The following is an 18,636-nucleotide window of genomic DNA, read 5'->3' as shown; positions in this document are numbered from 1 at the left end:
AATGTGGCAAACCGACTCCTATGGGAGCTGGCTTGCCTGCGATGCAGGCACCTCGGTAGTTATGATGCGCCGAGGTGATGCTATCGCAGGCAAGCCAGCGCCCACATTGACCGCGTTTAGCGTTTGCGCAGGATTACGCTGCCGATTGAGTAACCCGCACCGAACGAACTGAGCACCGCCACAGAGCCCTTGGGCAGATCGTCCTGGTAGGTGTGGAACGCAATCACCGAGCCCGCCGAGCTGGTGTTGGCGTAGGTGTCGAGAATCACCGGAGCCTCTTCCACCGAGGCTTCGCGGCCGAGCAGTTTTTTCACGATCAGGTGGTTCATGCTCAGGTTGGCCTGGTGCAGCCAGAAGCGCTTCACATCGGCCACATTCAACTGATTTTCTTCCAGGTGCACACCGATCAGTTCGGCAACCATCGGGCAAACATCACGGAATACCTTGCGGCCTTCCTGCACGAACAGTTTGTCCGGCGCGCCGATGCCCTCTTCCGCCGCGCGGTTGAGGAAGCCGAAGTTGTTGCGGATGGTGTTGGAGAACTTGGTCAGCAGCTTGGTGCTCACCACATCGAACTGGTGCTCGGAGGTCGCCAGGTCAGCGCGCTCAAGAATCACCGCCGTGGCCGCATCACCGAAGATGAAGTGGCTGTCACGGTCGCGGAAATTCAGGTGGCCGGTGCAGACTTCCGGGTTGACCATCAGGATCGCCCGCGCCTGGCCCAGCTTGATGCTGTTGGCGGCGTTCTGGATACCGAAGGTCGCCGACGAGCAGGCCACGTTCATGTCAAAACCGAAACCTTCGATGCCCAGGGCTTCCTGGACTTCAATGGCGATGGCCGGGTAGGCGCGCTGCAGGTTGGAGCAGGCGACGATCACGCCATCGATGTCGGCGGCGGTCTTGCCGGCGCGCTGCAGGGCTTGTTCGGCAGCACCGATGGCCATCTGGCAGAGTACCGACCATTCATCATTGCTGCGCTCGGGCAGGCGCGGGGCCATGCGCTGCGGGTCGAGAATGCCGTCTTTGTCCATGACAAAACGGCTCTTGATGCCCGACGCCTTTTCAATAAAGGCCGCACTGGACTCGGTCAGTGCCTGCACGTCACCGCGCTCAATGGCGGCGGCGTTATCGGTATTGAACTGCTGCACATAGGCATTGAAAGACTGCACCAGCTCTTCGTTGGAAATGCTGTTGGCCGGGGTGTACAGGCCAGTGCCGCTGATGACGACGTTATGCACGGTCGTTCCTCTAAATCTGTCAGGCAGAAGATATTGGTACCGTCGTACCAAACTTTAAGTCGTTCGATTCCGTCCAGCGGGCATCAAACTGGCAACGCTTTATTCCATCGCACCGTGGTTGCAACAGCCCTTCACGGCGATCCCGGCATTTATAACCGCGAAGTTTGCCACAACCCCAAGGATTTGGCGCCATTTCCCGGATAAACCCCGTACACCTGTGGGAGCTGGCTTGCCTGCGATGCAGGCACCGCGGTGTATCAGTCAAACCACTGTGATGCCATCGCGGGCAAGCCAGCTCCCACATTGGATGGGGTTTGTCTGGGGAGCCAAGCACCACGTCAGGCCTCCACCAGGCTCCACTGCTTGCTCAATCGCTTGTCAGAAATCGGCACTTTGGTGCCCAATTGCTGGCCAAACAGTGACACGCGATATTCCTCCAGCCACCAGCGATACAGCTCCAACTGCGGGTCGCGCTTGCCTTCCTGGGTATGTTTGTTCAGGCGGTTCTGATACTGCGCCCACAGGCCGCTCAGCTCGGTGCTCCACACCCGATCTTTTTGCACCTGGCTTGGCAGTTTCTCCAGGCGCAACTCGATGGCCTTGAGGAAACGCGGCAGTTCCTTGAACCACTGCGCCGGGGTTTCGCGCACAAAACCCGGGTACACCAAATGACTCAGCTGCTGCTTGATGTCATTCAAGGCCACGGCCTGGGCCAGATCGATCTTACCTTTGAAGCGTTTTTGCAAGCCATGCCACAGCTTCAGTACTTCCAGGGTCAAGCGTGCCAGGCGTTCGGCGTGCTCGGTCCAGCTGCCGCGCTTACGTTCGGCCAAAGCGGCCAGACCCGCACCGTCACGCGGCAAGCTGGCTTCGCCTTCCAGCACGCAGGTGTCCAGGCTGGCTAGCAGAATGTCTTCGACCAGCGCATCGATGCGCCCCAATTCGCGGTACATCAGGCCCAGCTCAGTCAGGCCGGGCAATTTGCCGCGCAGGAATTTCGCCGGTTCGGCCAATTGCTGCATCAGCAGACGCTGCAAGGCGCGGCGGTGCTGGAACTCGGCCTCGGCGGCCGTCGAGAACCGCCCTTCCTTGACCGTGCCATTCTCTTCGACCAGCGCCGGGTAGACCGTCATCGACAGGCCGGCGATCTTTTGCTGGGTCTTCTCGGCCACCGCCGCAAACACCTTAGCCTCCACCGGCTGCTGGCTTTTCGCGGTCTGCGGTACGGCCAATGCGGCCTGGCTGGCCTCGGCAAAACGTGCCGTCAGCTCGGCCAGGTCACGGCCTTCGCCGAGGAACTTGCCCTGACCGTCGACCACTTCCAGGTTCATCTTCAGGTGGTTTTCCACCTGCTGCGCCGCTTCCGCCCAGGCTTCATCGCTGACCCGCGCGCCGGTCATGCGCAACAGTTCGCGCCCCAGCGCCTGGGGCAGCGAGCCCTGGCCGAATTCGATGCGTTGCAGCGCCGCCTTGATGAAATCCGGCACCGGTACAAAGTTTTTGCGCAACGCTTTAGGCAGGTTGCGCACCAGCGCGATGCACTTGGCCTCGATCACACCCGGCACCAGCCATTCCAGGCGCTCCGGCGGCAATGCCGGCAGCAGTGGCGCCGGCACGCGCAGGGTCACGCCGTCGCGCGGGTGGTTGGGTTCGAAGTGGTAACTCAAGGCCAGGGCCAAATCGCCCAAGTGCAAGGTGTCCGGGTAATGCGCGGCGGTGACTTCGCTGGCCTCGCGGGCCAGCACGTCTTCCTCGCGCATGATCAGCAGTTGCGGGTCTTTCTGGCTGTTGACCTTGTACCAGCTGTCGAACGTGGCGGTCTGGTGGATCTCTGCCGGCAGGCGCGCATCGTAGAAGGCGTACAGGGTTTCTTCGTCCGCCAGGATGTCGCGGCGGCGCGCCTTGGCTTCCAGTTCGTCGAGCTGCTCCAGCAGTTGCTGGTTGGCCGTCAGGCACTTGGCCCGGGACTGAATCTCGCCACGCACCAAGCCTTCGCGGATAAACAGCTCGCGGGACACCACCGGGTCAATCGGCCCGTAATGCACAGGGCGGCGCCCGACCACAATCAACCCGAACAGGGTGATCTGCTCAAACGCCACCACTTGGCCGCGCTTCTTTTCCCAGTGCGGTTCGAAATGGTTTTTCTTGATCAGGTGCCCAGCCAGCGGCTCGATCCAGTCGGCATCAATCTTCGCCACCATGCGCGCATACAGCTTGGTGGTTTCCACCAGTTCGGCGGCCATCAGCCATTGCGGGCGCTTTTTGCCGATGCCCGAGGACGGATGAATCCAGAAGCGCCGCTGCCGCGCGCCAAGGTAATCACCGTCTTCGGTTTTCTGCCCGATCTGACTGAGCAGGCCGGACAACACGGCCTTGTGCAGCTTGGCAAAGTCCGCCGGCTCTTTATTGACGGTCAACTGCATGTCGCGGCAAATCAGGCTCAACTGGCGATGCGAGTCGCGCCACTCGCGCAGCCGCAAGTAATTCAGGAAGTTCTTACGACACCAGTTACGCAACGGGCTGGCCGTCAGTTCCTGGCGCTGCTCTTCAAAACCGCGCCATAGGTTAACCAAACCGGCGAAGTCGGAATCCACATCCTTCCACTGGGCGTGAGCCTGATCGGCTGCCTGCTGACGCTCGGGCGGGCGCTCGCGCGGGTCTTGGATCGACATCGCGCTGGCGACGATCAGCACTTCCTGCAAACTGCCGAGCTTGGCGGCTTCGAGCAGCATGCGGCCCATGCGCGGGTCCACCGGCAGGCGCGCCAGCTGGCGGCCCAACGGCGTGAGCTGGCTGTTGCGGTCCACCGCCGAGAGCTCTTGCAGCAAGTTGAAACCGTCGCTGATGGCTTTGCCGTCCGGCGGTTCGATAAACGGGAAATCGGTGATCTCACCCAGACGCAGGTGCAGCATCTGCAGGATCACGGCGGCAAGGTTGGTGCGCAGGATTTCCGGGTCGGTAAATTCCGGGCGGCCGATAAAGTCTTCTTCGCTGTACAAGCGGATGCAAATGCCCGGTTCGACCCGCCCGCACCGACCTTTACGCTGGTTGGCGCTGGCCTGGGAAATCGCCTCGATCGGCAGGCGCTGCACCTTGGCGCGGTAGCTGTAGCGGCTGATGCGCGCAGTGCCGCTGTCGATCACATAACGAATGCCCGGCACGGTCAGCGAGGTTTCCGCGACGTTGGTCGCCAGCACCACGCGACGGCCTGGGTGGGACTGGAAAATACGCTGCTGTTCGGCCGGTGACAGGCGCGCGTACAGCGGCAGAATTTCAGTGTGCCTGAGCTGGGCCTTGCGCAGCATTTCGGCGGCGTCGCGAATCTCGCGCTCACCCGGCAAGAACACCAGCACATCGCCGGGGCTGCGGCGTTCGCTGCGCTCGTAAGCGGCGATTTCATCGAGGGTGGCGAGGATCGCCTGGTCGACGGTCAAGTCGTCTTCGACGCGGTTGCCCTCCTCGTCCTGCTCCAGGGTCAGCGGGCGATACCACGTGTCCACCGGGAACGTGCGGCCCGAGACCTCGACAATCGGCGCATCGTCGAAGTGCTTGGAAAAACGCTCCAGGTCGATGGTCGCCGAGGTGATGATGACTTTCAGGTCCGGGCGACGCGGCAGCAGGGTTTTCAAGTAGCCGAGCAGGAAGTCGATGTTCAGGCTGCGTTCGTGGGCTTCGTCGACGATGATCGTGTCGTAGCGTTCCAGGTAACGGTCGTTCTGGGTTTCCGCCAGCAGGATGCCGTCGGTCATCAACTTGATCAGGGTATTGGAATCACTCTGGTCTTCGAAACGCACCTGATAGCCGACCAATGCGCCCAACGGCGTGGCCAGTTCTTCGGCGACGCGGCTGGCGACGCTGCGCGCGGCAATTCGGCGCGGCTGGGTGTGGCCGATCAGGCCGTACTGGCCACGGCCGATTTCCAGGCAGATTTTCGGCAGCTGGGTGGTTTTACCCGAGCCGGTTTCGCCGGCAAGGATCAGCACCTGATGCTTGAGCAACGCTTCTTTGATCTCGTCGCGCTTGGCGGCAATCGGCAGGCTGTCGTCATAGCGGATCACCGGCAGGCTGGCACGCCGCGCCGTGACCTGGGCGCAGGACGCCTGCATGCGCGTAACCCACTGCGCCAGCTTCTCCTCATCGGGCTTCTTGCGCAGCTCGAGCAACTGGCGCCGCAAGCGGTGGCGGTCGGCGAGCATGGCGTGATCGAGGTTTTTCAGCAGTGGGTCGATAGCGGGCGCTTGGTCAGTCATCAGGTACGTATGGGTCGTCTATTTATGCAGGGGGCGGATTGTCGCAGAAAACCGCCAACGCGCGCGCCCCTCATTCGTTATCGCGGTCTTTGCGCCGGTACGGGAACACGTCGATGACCTTGCCGGCGCGAATCGCTTCCTGCAGGCCTTTCCAGTAGTTCGCGTCGTACAGCTCACCATGCAGCTCATTGAACAGCTTGCGCTGGCCGGCGTCGGCAAACAGGAACGGCGGGAATTCTTCGGGGAACACATCCAGCGGGCCGATGGAATACCAGGGCTCCGACGCCATTTCATCCTCCGGCGTGCGCGGTGCGGGGATGTGGCGGAAGTTGGCCTCGGTGAGAAAGCAGATTTCGTCATAGTCGTAGAACACCACGCGGCCGTGGCGGGTGACGCCGAAGTTCTTCAGCAACATGTCGCCTGGGAAGATATTCGCCGCCGCCAGTTGCTTGATGGCCAGGCCGTAGTCGTCCAGGGCTTCGCGCACCTGAGCGTCGTTGGCGTTCTCGAGGTAGAGGTTGAGCGGGGTCATGCGCCGCTCGGTCCAGCAGTGGCGGATCAGCACCGTGTCACCTTCCACTTCGACGGTGCCGGCAGCGACTTCCAGCAGCTCGGCCAGGCACTCGGGTTCAAACTTGCTCAAGGGGAAGCGGAAGTCGGCGAACTCCTGGGTGTCGGCCATGCGCCCTACGCGGTCGACACTTTTGACCAGGCGATACTTCTCGATCACCGTGGCGCGGTTGACGTTTTTCGACGGCGAAAAACGGTCCTTGATGATCTTGAACACCGTGTTGAAGCCCGGCAGCGTGAACACGCTCATGACCATGCCGCGTACGCCGGGCGCCATGATGAACTGATCATCGGTGGTCGCCAGGTGGTTGATTAGCGCGCGGTAGAACTCCGACTTGCCGTGCTTGTAGAAGCCGATGGACGTGTAGAGCTCAGCGATGTGCTTGCCCGGCAGGATGCGCTTGAGAAAGCCAATGAACTCCGCCGGCACCGGCACGTCGACCATGAAATAGGAACGGGTGAACGAGAAGATGATCGACACATCGGCTTCGTCAGTGATCAGCGCATCGATCTGGATGCCGCGCCCTTCACGGTGCAGCAGCGGAATCACCAAGGGCCATTGTTCGTCGCGGGTGTAGATGCGCCCTACCAGATAGGCACCTTTATTGCGGTAGAGCACCGAGGAAAACAGCTCGACGTTGAGGTCCGGGTCTTTGCACACCCAGTCGGGCAGGTTCTCGCGCAGTTGGGTTTCGAGGCGGCGCAGGTCGGCCGCCAGGTCGGCGTAGGGCTCGCTGAACGCGTAATCGGCGAAGACCTGCGCCAGCATCGCTGCGAGGTCGCCGGCTGGTTTATAGGTGCGGGTTTGCGCCGCCCGCGCGCGGCGCAGGCTCGGCCGGGTGGTGTGGATGAACATGCAGCCGTCGCTGATCAAATCATGGCTGAACAGGCCGCAGAAGATCGAGTTGTACCAGGTCTCGGAGAGTTCATCGTCGAAGCGCAGGTCAATCAGGCTTATATAGGCGCTCTTGACCACCGGCCACATGTCGATCTCCAGCAACGCAGCCTCATCGAAGCTGGCCTGGAGGCGCGCCGTCACTTCAGCGACTTTTTCCTCATACAAGTTGATGCGCGCCGCCGAAGCCGCCTGCCCCTGCTGCCACTGGGCCTTTTCGAACCGTTCACGGGCGCCGTCGGTGATCTGGCGGAAGTGCTCACGGTAATCGTCGAAGCCGTCGAGGATCATGCGGGCGATAGCGAGGGCGGATTGCGACATGCGGGAAACCTCTAGCGGGCATCTGGAAGCCCTGAGCTTAGCCAGTGAACGGGGGCAGGAGAAGGAGGATTTTTCGGGTCACTTTGTACAAGTTTGTACATATCGCAGATTTATTTTCAGATTCCATAATTCGACCGTACGGTCAATAAACACAGCAACACGTCGCACTGCCATCACTTACAGGCCCGCAACCGCGTGGCCTGGCGCTTTACGCCGAAAAAACCTGCGAAACCGACCTTTCACAACATGTGCAACCGAATTGATACAGCGTAGGGGAAACCCTGATTACCACCTTAGTGGCACTTTGATATACAGCGCGCCCTCTCCCATCCTAACAAGGTCTGAAGACCGATCCGGGAACAGGTTCTAATCGCCTAAGGAGCATTGAGATGTCATTGAGGAATATGCCGATCGGACTGCGTGCCAGTCTGAGTTTTGCGGTTTTGGCCAGTATGTTGGTCGTTGTCGGATTGTTTGGCCTGGGGCAGATGGCCAAGTTGCGCGAAAGCGCGCTGGTTATCGAGGAATCGTGGATGCCGAGCATCGAGAATATCCACGACGCCGCAGCCTCTGTGGCCAGTATTCGCCTGGAAGCCTTGCGCCTGGCGAGCACCGACGAGTCGCGGATTCGCGACAACAGCAAAAACCTGATCAGCCGCCAGAGCAACGAGCTGCAAACGCTGCTGACCCATCACGAAGGCCTGAACAGTGGCGAGACAGAAGCCGACCTGCTGAAAAAGCTCAAAGGCGACGTAGCCACCTACCTCACGATCGTTGGCCAGATGGTTGCCCTGGTGGACAAGGATCAGCAGCAAGACGCCATCGACCTGCTCACCAGCCGCCTTGCGCCACAAGGTAGCGTCCTCAACAAGCGCTTGGAGGACATGATCACCTTCAATCAAAAAGGCGTGGAAGACGCAGCCAGCTCAGCCGCACAGATGTATTCCCGCGCGCAATGGGTGGTCGGCCTGATCATCGCTTGCGCGTTGATCGCCACCTTACTACTGGCCTGGCTGCTGACCCGCAGCATCACAACCCCCATCGGCCAGGCCCTGGCCGTAGCGCGCACGATCGCCGGTGGCGACTTGAGCCAACCGATCAAGGTGCACGGCAGCGACGAAGCGGCGCAATTGCTCAGCGCCCTGGCCACCATGCAAGCGCAGTTGCAGACCACTGTCCGCGGCATCAGCGAGTCAGCGCAGCAACTGGCCTGCGCCACCGAAGAGATGAGCTCGGTGATGGAACAGAGCACCCGTGGCCTGCAAGCGCAGAACGATGAAATCGAACAAGCCGCGACTGCCGTGACCGAAATGAGCGCAGCGGTGGACGAAGTGGCGGGCAATGCGGTGTCCAGCGCCGAGGCGTCCAAGGCATCCGACGAAGACAGCAAGCACGGCCACTATCAGATCAGCGAAACCATCAGCTCGATCCAGAACCTGGTGGACGAAGTGCTCGGCGCCTCGAACAAAGCCGAAGGCCTGGCGGTGCAGGCCCAGGACATCAGCAAGGTACTGGAAGTGATCCGCGGCATCGCCGGGCAAACCAACCTGTTGGCCCTCAACGCCGCCATCGAAGCTGCGCGAGCAGGCGAAGCCGGGCGTGGGTTTGCGGTGGTGGCCGATGAGGTGCGTTCGCTGGCGCAACGTACTCAGGACTCCACCGAAGAAATCGAGCAGATGATCACCGGCATCCAACAAGGCACCCAAGACACCGTCGACGCCCTCAACAGCAGCGCCGAACATGCCGGCCAAACCCTGCAACGCGCCAACAGCGCGGGCAGCGCCCTGGAGAAAATCACCGCCGCCATCTCGCAGATCAGCGAGCGCAACCTGGTGATCGCCAGTGCCGCCGAGCAACAGGCACTGGTGGCGCGTGACGTCGACCGCAGCCTGGTCAACATCCGCGACCTGTCCACCCAAACCGCCGCCGGCGCCACCCAGACCTCAGCGGCCAGCCAGGAACTCTCGCGCCTGGCCGTGGACCTCAACGGCATGGTGACGCGGTTTGTCCTGTAATTAGCAATTGTGTCGAACAGGCCTCTGCGCAACACTCGCCGCCTTATTGATGTAGGAGTATTCCGTGAGACCTGTCGACACCCTGTACCTACTGGGGCTGGCTGCCATCTGGGGCGCAAGCTTCCTGTTCATGCGCATCATCGCGCCAGAAATCGGCAGCGTACCGACGGCGTTTTTCCGCGTGTCGATCGCCGCCGCCGGTTTGCTGGTGATCCTGACCGCAATGCGCGTGAACTGGGACTTCCAGGGCAAATTCAAGACCGTACTGCTGCTGGGCGTGATCAACTCCGGCATCCCCGCGACCATGTACTCGGTGGCAGCCCAAGTACTGCCGGCGGGTTACTCAGCCATCTTCAACGCCACCACGCCGCTGATGGGCGTGCTGATCGGCGGGCTGTTTTTCAGTGAGCGCCTGACGCCGTCGAAAATCGCCGGGGTGAGCCTGGGCCTGTTCGGCGTGGGCGTACTGACTCGCGCCGGACCAGTGGCGTTTGACCTGCAACTGTTGATGGGCGCGCTGGCCTGCTTGCTGGCGACCACCTGCTATGGCTTTGCCGGGTTCCTGGCGCGGCGTTGGCTGGATCAACGCGGCGGGCTGGACAGCCGACTCGCGGCGCTGGGCAGCATGCTCGGCGCCACCTTGTTTCTGCTGCCCTTCTTCGCCTATAGCGCCATCAGCCATCCGCCAGCGAGCTGGGGTGGCTGGCAGGTGTGGGCGTCTTTGCTGGGATTGGGATTGGTGTGTACGGCGTTTGCCTACATCCTGTACTTCCGCTTGCTGTCGTCGATTGGGCCGGTGAAGTCGATGACGGTGACGTTTATGATTCCGCCGTTTGGGGTGCTGTGGGGGGCGTTGCTGTTGGATGAGCCGTTGTCGATGGCGCATGTGTATGGCGGGGTGTTGATTGCGGGGGCGTTGTGGTTGGTGTTGCGGCCTGGGAAATTGGCTAAAGCGTTGTAGGAGATCGTGCCCACACTAGGACAGGTGTGGGCACGCTGAAGTGCCTGACAGGAAGGTCAACTAGGCGAAGGTTTCAGCATCAGCAAAACGGGTGGCATTGGTATCTTTGGCCGACAGCGTAGGCGGCTCGGAAATCGGCCAATCGATAGCCACGTCGGCGTCATTCCACGCAAGACTGCGCTCATGCTCTGGCGCCCAGTAATCGGTGGTTTTGTACAAAAACTCAGCACTTTCAGACAGCACTACGAAGCCGTGAGCGAACCCCTCGGGTATCCAAAGCTGGGCTCGGTTGCTCTCGCTGAGGTAGGTGCCCGCCCACTGGCCGAATGTGGGCGAGCTTTTACGCAGGTCCACTGCCACGTCAAAGACTTCTCCGCGTATCACACGCACTAGCTTTCCTTGGGCCTGCTTGATCTGATAATGCAGGCCGCGCAGCACGCCTTTTGCAGATTTTGAGTGGTTATCCTGTACGAAATGGACAGGTTTTCCGACAGCCTCCTCGAAAACCTTCTGATTGAAACTTTCGTAGAAAAACCCGCGCTCGTCCCCGAATACTTTCGGTTCAAACAGAATAACGTCCGGGATAACGAGGGAAGTGGCTCTCATCTTTACGGTGTCTCCAACATGTTATCGGGCCAGCTTGGCGGCGCCACGGCTCGACCTTAAGGCAACAACTGGGGATGCCGCGTTCCACTCAGGCCATCAAAAAACCTTGTCACTCAGCAAACGCTTGAGATATTGGCCATAGCCATTCTTGGAAAGCGGCACCGCAAGTTTCTCCAACTGTTCGGCGTCAATCCACTTCTGGCGAAACGCAATTTCTTCAGGGCAGGCCACTTTAAGCCCCTGACGATGCTCAAGCGTTGCAATGAAGTGGCTGGCCTGTAGCAGTGAGTCATGCGTGCCTGTATCCAGCCATGCGTAGCCACGCCCCATGATCTCAACCGACAACTTGCCCCGCTCCATGTAGAGACGGTTGAGGTCGGTAATCTCGAGTTCGCCACGCGGCGATGGCTTGATGCTTTTAGCCATTTCAACCACGTCCTGGTCGTAGAAATACAGACCGGTAACCGCGTAGTTTGACTTGGGTTGCAGCGGCTTCTCTTCCAGGCTGATCGCTTTGCCCTGGGTATCGAATTCTACAACGCCATAGCGCTCCGGATCGGTCACGTGATACGCGAAGACACTGGCGCCGTCCTGACGCAGCATTGCACTCTTGAGCAGCTCATTAAAATCATGACCGTGATAGATGTTGTCACCCAGCACCAGTGCAGATAGGTCATTACCGATGAAGTCCTCACCGATGATGAACGCCTGCGCAAGGCCATCCGGAGATGCCTGTACAGCGTAGGAAATGTTCAAACCCCAGTTGCTGCCATCGCCCAAAAGTTGCTCGAAACGCGGGGTGTCCTGTGGCGTGGAAATGATCAAAATGTCGCGAATACCCGCCAGCATCAACGTGGTCAGCGGGTAGTAGATCATCGGCTTGTCGTAAACCGGTAGCAACTGTTTGGAAATAGCCAAGGTTGCAGGGTGCAGGCGCGTGCCCGAACCGCCGGCCAAAATAATTCCTTTGCGTTTTAGCATAGTCATTTCTCTAGAATTTCTTTAAGCATCCGTGCCACACCGTCCTGCCATTCAGGCAAGCGCAGCGAGAAGGCATTCTGCAGTTTTTGAGTATTGAGTCGAGAGTTGCCAGGACGTTTGGCAGGCGTGGGATAAGCGGCCGTGGTTATCGCGCCGACGGATGCCGAAGGGACTTTGAGCACCACGCCTGCCGCCTGCGCCTGTTCGAGCACGAAGCAGGCATAGCGGTGCCAAGTGGTCTCACCGGCTGCCGCAAGATGGTAGATGCCTTGCAATTGAGGGTTCAAACGTATCGCACGGATAGCATGTGCGGTGACGTCCGCCAGCAGGTCCGCCCCGGTGGGGGCGCCGAATTGGTCGTCGATCACATTCAGGCTGTCACGTTCTGCTGCCAGGCGCAGCATGGTCTTGGCGAAGTTATTACCGCGCGCCGCATACACCCAACTGGTGCGCAAGATCAGGTGCGCGCAACCGGAAGCCTGGATCGCCTGCTCACCTTGCAGTTTGGTCGCGCCATAGACACTCAGCGGGCCCACTGGGTCGCTTTCCTGCCACGGCGTATCACCCTGGCCGTCAAACACATAGTCCGTGGAGTAATGCACCAGCAAGGCATTCAGCTTTCGGGCTTCTGTCGCCAGCACCGCGGGGGCTTCAGCATTCACGCGCAGCGCCTGATCCGGCGCATTTTCGGCCTTGTCGACGGCGGTGTAAGCCGCTGCGTTGACGATGACCTCAGGCGCAAACCGCTGCACGGTAGCTGCCAACCCTTGCAGATCGTTCAAGTCACCGCAGTAGTCCCGGCTTTTGGAGTCCAACGCCAGAACTTGACCCAAAGGGGCCAGACTACGTTGGAGTTCCCAGCCTACTTGGCCATTTTTGCCAAGCAGCAAGATTCTCATACCGAACGCTCGGAGTAGTGCTTCGCTACCCGGCCCAATGCCACGTTTGCACCGATAAAGCCTGCACCGCCGGTTACTAAGATAGTCATTGAGTTAAATCTTTTCAGTGATGTCGCAAGGATGGGCCCGAAGTTTCCCATCAACGTCTGCCGATTCACACCGGCCAACCGAAACCCTAGCACTCGTCTGATAAAACCGCCTCGCCAATTAACAGGCAAGCAACACGCTGAATGAGCGCGCTTGAAACGCGAAGAGGTCGGCGAAACGGGGGGAAATTAGGCGTTGCACCAACGAAACCGCCACATTGAGTACGACGACAGTATAGAGACGGATTTTAAACAAATACGGCCTGCAACCACGACTTTGTCACTAGAGAGAAACCCTCGACCGAAGCCAGCAGCATTGCTCAGCCCACCGCCTCCTGCAGACGTACCGATTACCCCATATAAAATAATAACTTACATTCTAAAGGCCGGAATTATTACAGCATTGCCCTACAGGTACAACATGACCCTCTGATGACCAAGGGGGCGTTTCGGCGTGCGATCTACCGCCCCCTTGGTGCTCACCTTCTAGTGTTTACGGAAAACAAACGCCAAACCGATGATGATCAAAACCATCCCCAGCACACTCAATACCGCGAGCCGATTGCCAAAGATCAGATAGTCCATCACGGCCGTCACCGCTGGCACCAGGTAAAACAAACTGGTGACATTCACCAGATTGCCTCGGGCGATCAGGCGGTACAGCAGCAACGTCGCCAGCAATGACACCACCAGCCCCATCCACAGCACCGGCAGGTAAAAGCCGGCACTGTGCTCAAAGTGAAAGGGTTGGAACGGTACAAATACCGAGCACAGCAGCAACCCAGCCAGGTACTGCACCGGCAGCGTACCCAAAGGATTGTCGGTGATGCGCTTCTGCATGATGGAACCGAAGGTCATGCTCACCAGCGCCAGCAGCCCAAACAGCATCCCCGCAAGGGACATCCCCGCCAGGCCAATGCCTTGGTAGACCACCATGATCAACCCCGCCAACCCGAGCCCCAGGCCGAACATCCGGCGCCAGGAGCGCTGGCGCTCCATCAGCACCACCGTGAGGATCGGCTGCACGCCCATGATGGTTGCCATCACACCGGGAGTCACTTTCCGGTCCAGGGCCAGCAGATAGAAAATCTGATACGCCCCCAACAACACCAACCCGGTCGCCGCCGCATAGAACATGGGCTTGCCGGGACGTGGCAGTTTCAACTTCAGGATCGGCACCAGGATCACTAGGCCCGCCAGGGCAATAGCAAAACGAATCAACAGAAAGGCGAAGGGCGAAGCATGGGCCAAGCCCAATTTGGAGAAAATCGCCCCGCTGCTCCACAGCAAGACAAACAGGCTCGTCGAGGCCGCCGCGGCCACGGATTGTTTCGAAAAAACAGACATGGATACCACCTGTAATCAGGCAAAAAAGCCAATTCAGCCAAGGCTGAAACTCAGTAGGTTTTTCAGGCGGGCACAGGGGAACAGCTATTCGCTGATCAGCCCGGAATGCCAACACCCGGCGGTGATACGACTGCGTACACCGGCGTGCTACTGACAGGTGGGGGGTATTGACCGATCTGCGCAGGCTGCTGATTCCCACACGGCACGACCACAGCGTTGACCGCTGAATCGACTACCGCTATGCATTGGGAAGCTGGCATGGGCTGATCTTGTGTGAAGGGATGTAGAGGCGATGACTATAACCAGCCGTCGACCGGTTTTGCAATCGACTCAATTCGCGCGGAGGAGTTTTTACTTTGAGACAAAGACACGGTCGTTATAATGCCGACCAGTTTTTATCCAAGGATTTCACATGCTCGCTCTACCCTGGCTGTACCTGGCGCTTCTCTCCATTGGCTATGTACTGGCCTTGACCTATGGGCAACTCGGCGCGCTGGCGGCGGTGTCGGTCGCCCTGCTGCTGATCGCCGGATACGCCGTGCGCCAGCAACGTACACCTTGGGCGCGTTACGTCGGTCACGGGCTGTTCATCGTACTGGCCCTGGGCCTGGCGATGCACTGGCTGCCGGGTTTCTACAACGGGCGCGGGATAGCTCCGCAGCGCCTCACGCCTGACGCAGTGCCGTTCTCGATGTACCTGAACCAGGATAAACCGCTGATAGGCTTTTGGCTCTTGCTGGCCTGCCCGTGGATTGTGGCCCGGCGTTCGCTGCGTGTGACGATTTGCGTTGCTACGTTGGCCTTGACCCTGACGGCGATTGCAGTGCTAGGTGGCGCAGCGTTACTGGGGATTATCAGTTGGGCACCCAAATGGCCGGAACAGGTGTGGCTGTGGGTACTGAACAACCTGCTGCTTGTGACACTGGTGGAGGAAGCGCTGTTTCGTGGCTATATCCAGGGAGGTATGAGCCAACGCTTCAAACACCTGCCCTACGGGGAGAGCCTCGCGCTGCTGCTGGCCTCGCTTTTGTTCGGCTTTATGCACATTGGCGCAGGCTGGCAGTGGACACTTCTGGCGAGCATTGCGGGCACCGGCTATGGCCTTGCTTATCGCTTTGGGGGCCTGGGTGCGGCAATTGCTACCCACTTTGGTTTAAATCTGATCCACGTTGTCTTATTCACCTACCCGATGCTTAGCTGAAGAACGCTTCAAATCTTGAAAATGCTCTATCAGCTCAGCGGTCCTTGCCGGCAGGTGATAGTGCTTCAGGAAGAACTCCCGTCCACACTTCCCCATTGCCTCAAGACGCGATGGGGCACTGTTGTATAGCTCCAGAACGGCATCCGCAAGACGCCCGGAATCTTCCGCCGGGGAGTTTAAACCCGCCTGTGCATCCATAATAACCTGCGCCGTTTCCCCGTTACAGCTGGCAATAATAGGCTTGCCAGCTGCCAGATAACCCTGGACCTTACTTGGAATCGTCGCGGAAAGGACAGCATCACCTTTCAGCGTTACCAGCAACACCGACGAGACCGTATAGATATCAGAGACTTCCTCAGGGGATATACGCCCCAACAACTCTACGTTTGTAACACCCAGGTCTTGAATTTTTTGAACAACAGAATCTTCCGCACTACCACTTCCAACGATAAAAAACTTAATACCCTCGTGCTCACGTAAAAGATAAGCGGCTTCGACGATAGTGGTACATGACTGAGCAGAACCTAGATTACCCGCAAACACTACCGAAAAATGACGGAAAATCTCGTGTAACTTAGAGGACACAGGGGGCGCTGCACGGGATAATTCTTTAGATGAATTAGGCAGTAGCCTGATCTTGCTCCACTTTTTCGTGAGTCTTTGTACCGATGAGCGAAACCCCTCTGACTGAATGAGAATGGAATCAGAAAACCTGTAGATATAGCGTACAAAATACTCGACCAGCTTTAGAATCACTTTGCTCTTAACAAACCCTGTAGCAAGTAAGGTCTCAGGCCAAATATCCTGCACCCAAACTGCCAGCGCGGCACGTTTGATGAATGAAACATATACAGCCGGAAGTGCTTGAAGCAAAGGCGATGGAGCATAGACAAAAACCACATCAAACTTTTTCCCGCGTAACACCCAGGGGGCGAACAGGTAGCCCGATACTATAAATGACAGATAATTCAGCGCCATGCCCTTTCCCGAATTCTTACCTCGAGCGCGCAAAGGCAACCTGATGATTTCTACACCCTCATGGTGTTCAGTGTGAATCCCCATCGCGCGATATCCGGGAAAGATTTTTCCTTCGGGGTAGTTTGGCTTACCGGTCAGAACGGTAACGTCTACGCCCTGAGCCCGCAGTTCTTCTACCACATGATTGATATGAAAATTTTCCGGCCAAAAATATTGCGTCCACACTAAAACTTTCATTGTAATACTTCTCTTAAAAATACCTCTGGACCAAATATGGCTTGAGGCGAACTTACAATACCAAGATGACGTTTGACAGCACGCGCGATAGACGTGGGTGAGTGAGGATCAAAAGTCTCCACAGGGTCAACAATATCTCTGACGTAGTCAAGCTCAGCGGCGATGATGGGCAGGCCCGCTCGAGAAGCCTCGATCAGAGGCAAACCCAATGACTCGGTAAAAGAGGGGTAGATCAAAGCCCTTGCTTGAGCGTAAAGACTGCCAACCTCTGTTGGTGTTAGTGGGCCGAGGTTACTGACGTTTAACCCCCAGCGCTCTTTCAAGTCTGAAAGCTGCGCAGCTAAGGGTGAATCCAGGGAGAGGGTCAGGGCCAGACTGGGGCGTATGCCCTGCTCTGCCAACTGTGACCACCCGCGCAATAGCGCTTGATGATTTTTATGAGGATCTGCGCTAGCAACATAAACAAAATCAAAGCGGCGCTCTCTATCAGTGACAACAGCAGAGCGCCTGGAGTTCGCAATATAGGGACAAATCACAATGTTGGCATTAGGCCCCAAATGCGCGCGGGTTTGTTCCGCCATCGAAGGGCTTTGCACGATAAATTTATTGACCCGGTGCGCCAGGTTTTTAATCAAAAAACGTTCCACCGTTAGGCGTAGCCGGGCTCTCAACGAATAATTATGCAGGCGAGCGGTGGAAATCAGCAGTCTGTTCTGCAGGAAAACCGTTATCTCGCCTTGGCAGCGAAATAATGGAACCAAGCCGTTGAAACAAAGCACCACATCGCCTTTGGCGACACGCTGCTGAAGCCTGAACTCGGCAGCAAGCCTGGAAAAAAGCGAGGGCCGGATTAAGTGTCGCTCAGCGGATGACGGGGGTATCAGGTGTGCAGCTCGAGTATCCAGTTGCTCGAAATCCACGCAACTATCCGCCGCAGAATAAAGCGCTTGGAGAAGTGTTAACCCACCACCGACATGAATACCAGGCGCATGTAAAAATAGTTTTCTTGGCGTGTTCAAAGAACCTTAAAACCTCTCTGGATTCCGCGCAGACGACTATAGGCACGGCGCACTCTCTGCTTCGTGCGCGAGGACAATAATCTCAGTATGGTTTGCCTTAGAAAATAGGCGCAGCCAGCATGGCAGGTTACTGTAAGTATGCGAAGAGAGGAAACGCCGTAACGCTTGGCCACACCCGCACAATGCTGTCCCGCGTCTATAAATCCACGCCCCCACAAGCGTGAGGCCAACATCAAATAACTGCTACCCACTTCATTTGAAGACTCCCCAGGCACCTCCAAATATGAAAGTTTCTTCACAAAAGCCAGGTATAAATCACTCGACTCCTTAAAGGCCAGTTCGACTTTGCTACGCGTATCCTGGCCAGCGTGGCTACGAGCACGAATAAGAACGGAGGGCATATGAATAAATGCATAATGTTCTGCCGCACGAAACCATAAATCATAATCCTGCGTCGTGCGTAAGCCCTCGCTGAACATTCCAACTTCCGCAAAAACACCTCGTGGTATCAGCAAACTGCAGCCATGCAAGGCGCTACGCGCGGTCAGCCAATAGCGAAAGTACTCAGGCGGCACCCCTGGCATAAAAACGGAAATATCATCTGTTTTCGCCTCGTCGGTAAAAATTGAATAGTCAGAATAGATAACGGTTCGAGCAGTTTCATATCTGCTCAAAAAACTGATTTGCTGGGTGATTTTTTCAGAGTTGTAAAGGTCATCATGGCTTAACCAGGAAAAATACTCTCCTGTCATTTCACGTATCGCAAAGTTCAATGCTGATGCGACACCACCATTTCTCTTTTTTAAGTAACGGATGCGATCACCAAACGAAAGGGCGACACGCTCAGTCGCACCTTCATCATCACTACCGTCGTTTACAACAATGACCTCTATCTTCGAGTATGTTTGCCCCAGCGCACTCTCTATCGCTCCGCCTAAAAAAGCCGACCCGTTGAAAACCGGAATAACGATTGTCACCAACGGCGAAAAATCATCAACCGGTAACTCCATCTCAGGAATCGAAAGCATCATA

The 18,636-nt window shown here is 57.8% G+C and carries 13 protein-coding genes; 3 read left to right on the top strand and 10 right to left on the bottom strand.

Annotation, left to right across the window (positions count from 1 at the left end):
• Nucleotides 1-116: 116 nt before the first annotated feature.
• The 3 genes from ACI77I_RS04490 to aceK all read right to left on the bottom strand — a co-directional run bounded on the left by ACI77I_RS04490 (nt 117) and on the right by aceK (nt 7,274).
• Nucleotides 117-1,238, bottom strand: a complete 1,122-nt coding sequence (locus tag ACI77I_RS04490) for a beta-ketoacyl-ACP synthase III (protein ID WP_094950244.1) — start codon at nt 1,236-1,238, stop codon at nt 117-119.
• A gap of 338 nt (nt 1,239-1,576) precedes the next feature.
• Entirely contained in the window at nt 1,577-5,488 is a 3,912-nt protein-coding gene (gene hrpA / locus ACI77I_RS04485) for an ATP-dependent RNA helicase HrpA (protein ID WP_406997036.1), read from the bottom strand.
• Nucleotides 5,489-5,558: 70 nt separating this feature from the next.
• Nucleotides 5,559-7,274 carry a bifunctional isocitrate dehydrogenase kinase/phosphatase gene (gene aceK, locus ACI77I_RS04480; RefSeq protein WP_263273742.1) on the bottom strand — a complete coding sequence of 572 codons (1,716 nt, stop codon included), beginning with the start codon at nt 7,272-7,274 and terminating at the stop codon, nt 5,559-5,561.
• Between the two features lie 389 nt (nt 7,275-7,663).
• Between aceK and ACI77I_RS04475 the strand changes: the two genes are divergently transcribed.
• Entirely contained in the window at nt 7,664-9,289 is a 1,626-nt protein-coding gene (locus ACI77I_RS04475) for a methyl-accepting chemotaxis protein (protein ID WP_406997035.1), read from the top strand.
• A 64-nt stretch (nt 9,290-9,353) separates the two neighbouring features.
• Complete coding sequence (locus ACI77I_RS04470) at nt 9,354-10,250, top strand: DMT family transporter (RefSeq protein ID WP_242151736.1); 897 nt, start codon at nt 9,354-9,356, stop codon at nt 10,248-10,250.
• A 60-nt stretch (nt 10,251-10,310) separates the two neighbouring features.
• Here ACI77I_RS04470 and rfbC read toward each other — a convergent pair whose 3' ends face one another.
• The 4 genes from rfbC to ACI77I_RS04450 all read right to left on the bottom strand — a co-directional run bounded on the left by rfbC (nt 10,311) and on the right by ACI77I_RS04450 (nt 14,169).
• Nucleotides 10,311-10,856, bottom strand: coding sequence for a dTDP-4-dehydrorhamnose 3,5-epimerase (gene rfbC, locus ACI77I_RS04465; protein WP_094950239.1), 546 nt, complete (start codon nt 10,854-10,856; stop codon nt 10,311-10,313).
• Between the two features lie 96 nt (nt 10,857-10,952).
• Complete coding sequence (gene rfbA, locus ACI77I_RS04460) at nt 10,953-11,837, bottom strand: glucose-1-phosphate thymidylyltransferase RfbA (RefSeq protein ID WP_406997056.1); 885 nt, start codon at nt 11,835-11,837, stop codon at nt 10,953-10,955.
• A 2-nt stretch (nt 11,838-11,839) separates the two neighbouring features.
• Nucleotides 11,840-12,736, bottom strand: a complete 897-nt coding sequence (gene rfbD, locus ACI77I_RS04455) for a dTDP-4-dehydrorhamnose reductase (RefSeq protein WP_094950237.1) — start codon at nt 12,734-12,736, stop codon at nt 11,840-11,842.
• 572 nt (nt 12,737-13,308) lie between these two features.
• Complete coding sequence (locus ACI77I_RS04450) at nt 13,309-14,169, bottom strand: DMT family transporter (protein WP_406997034.1); 861 nt, start codon at nt 14,167-14,169, stop codon at nt 13,309-13,311.
• Nucleotides 14,170-14,581: 412 nt separating this feature from the next.
• Between ACI77I_RS04450 and ACI77I_RS04445 the strand changes: the two genes are divergently transcribed.
• Complete coding sequence (locus ACI77I_RS04445) at nt 14,582-15,370, top strand: lysostaphin resistance A-like protein (RefSeq protein ID WP_406997033.1); 789 nt, start codon at nt 14,582-14,584, stop codon at nt 15,368-15,370.
• Here the strand turns inward: ACI77I_RS04445 and ACI77I_RS04440 are convergent.
• From ACI77I_RS04440 to ACI77I_RS04430, 3 genes are read right to left on the bottom strand one after another with little or no spacing between them, the layout of a single operon-like run.
• On the bottom strand, nt 15,344-16,585 hold the full coding sequence (locus ACI77I_RS04440; protein ID WP_406997032.1) for a glycosyltransferase family 4 protein: 1,242 nt from the start codon (nt 16,583-16,585) through the stop codon (nt 15,344-15,346). The two genes, ACI77I_RS04445 and ACI77I_RS04440, sit on opposite strands and share 27 nt — an antisense overlap.
• The gene (locus ACI77I_RS04435) at nt 16,582-17,604 is read right to left on the bottom strand and encodes a glycosyltransferase family 4 protein (protein ID WP_406997031.1); all 1,023 of its coding nucleotides are present in this window, start codon (nt 17,602-17,604) and stop codon (nt 16,582-16,584) included. Before ACI77I_RS04435 ends, ACI77I_RS04440 begins: the two co-directional genes overlap by 4 nt.
• Nucleotides 17,601-18,632 carry a glycosyltransferase family 2 protein gene (locus tag ACI77I_RS04430; protein WP_406997029.1) on the bottom strand — a complete coding sequence of 344 codons (1,032 nt, stop codon included), beginning with the start codon at nt 18,630-18,632 and terminating at the stop codon, nt 17,601-17,603. Before ACI77I_RS04430 ends, ACI77I_RS04435 begins: the two co-directional genes overlap by 4 nt.
• Nucleotides 18,633-18,636: the final 4 nt, after the last annotated feature.

The organism is Pseudomonas sp. D47 (assembly GCF_045447305.1).
GTDB lineage: Bacteria > Pseudomonadota > Gammaproteobacteria > Pseudomonadales > Pseudomonadaceae > Aquipseudomonas.
The sequence above is the reverse complement of the archived record's forward strand: the minus strand, read 5'-3'. Positions and strand labels throughout refer to the sequence as shown.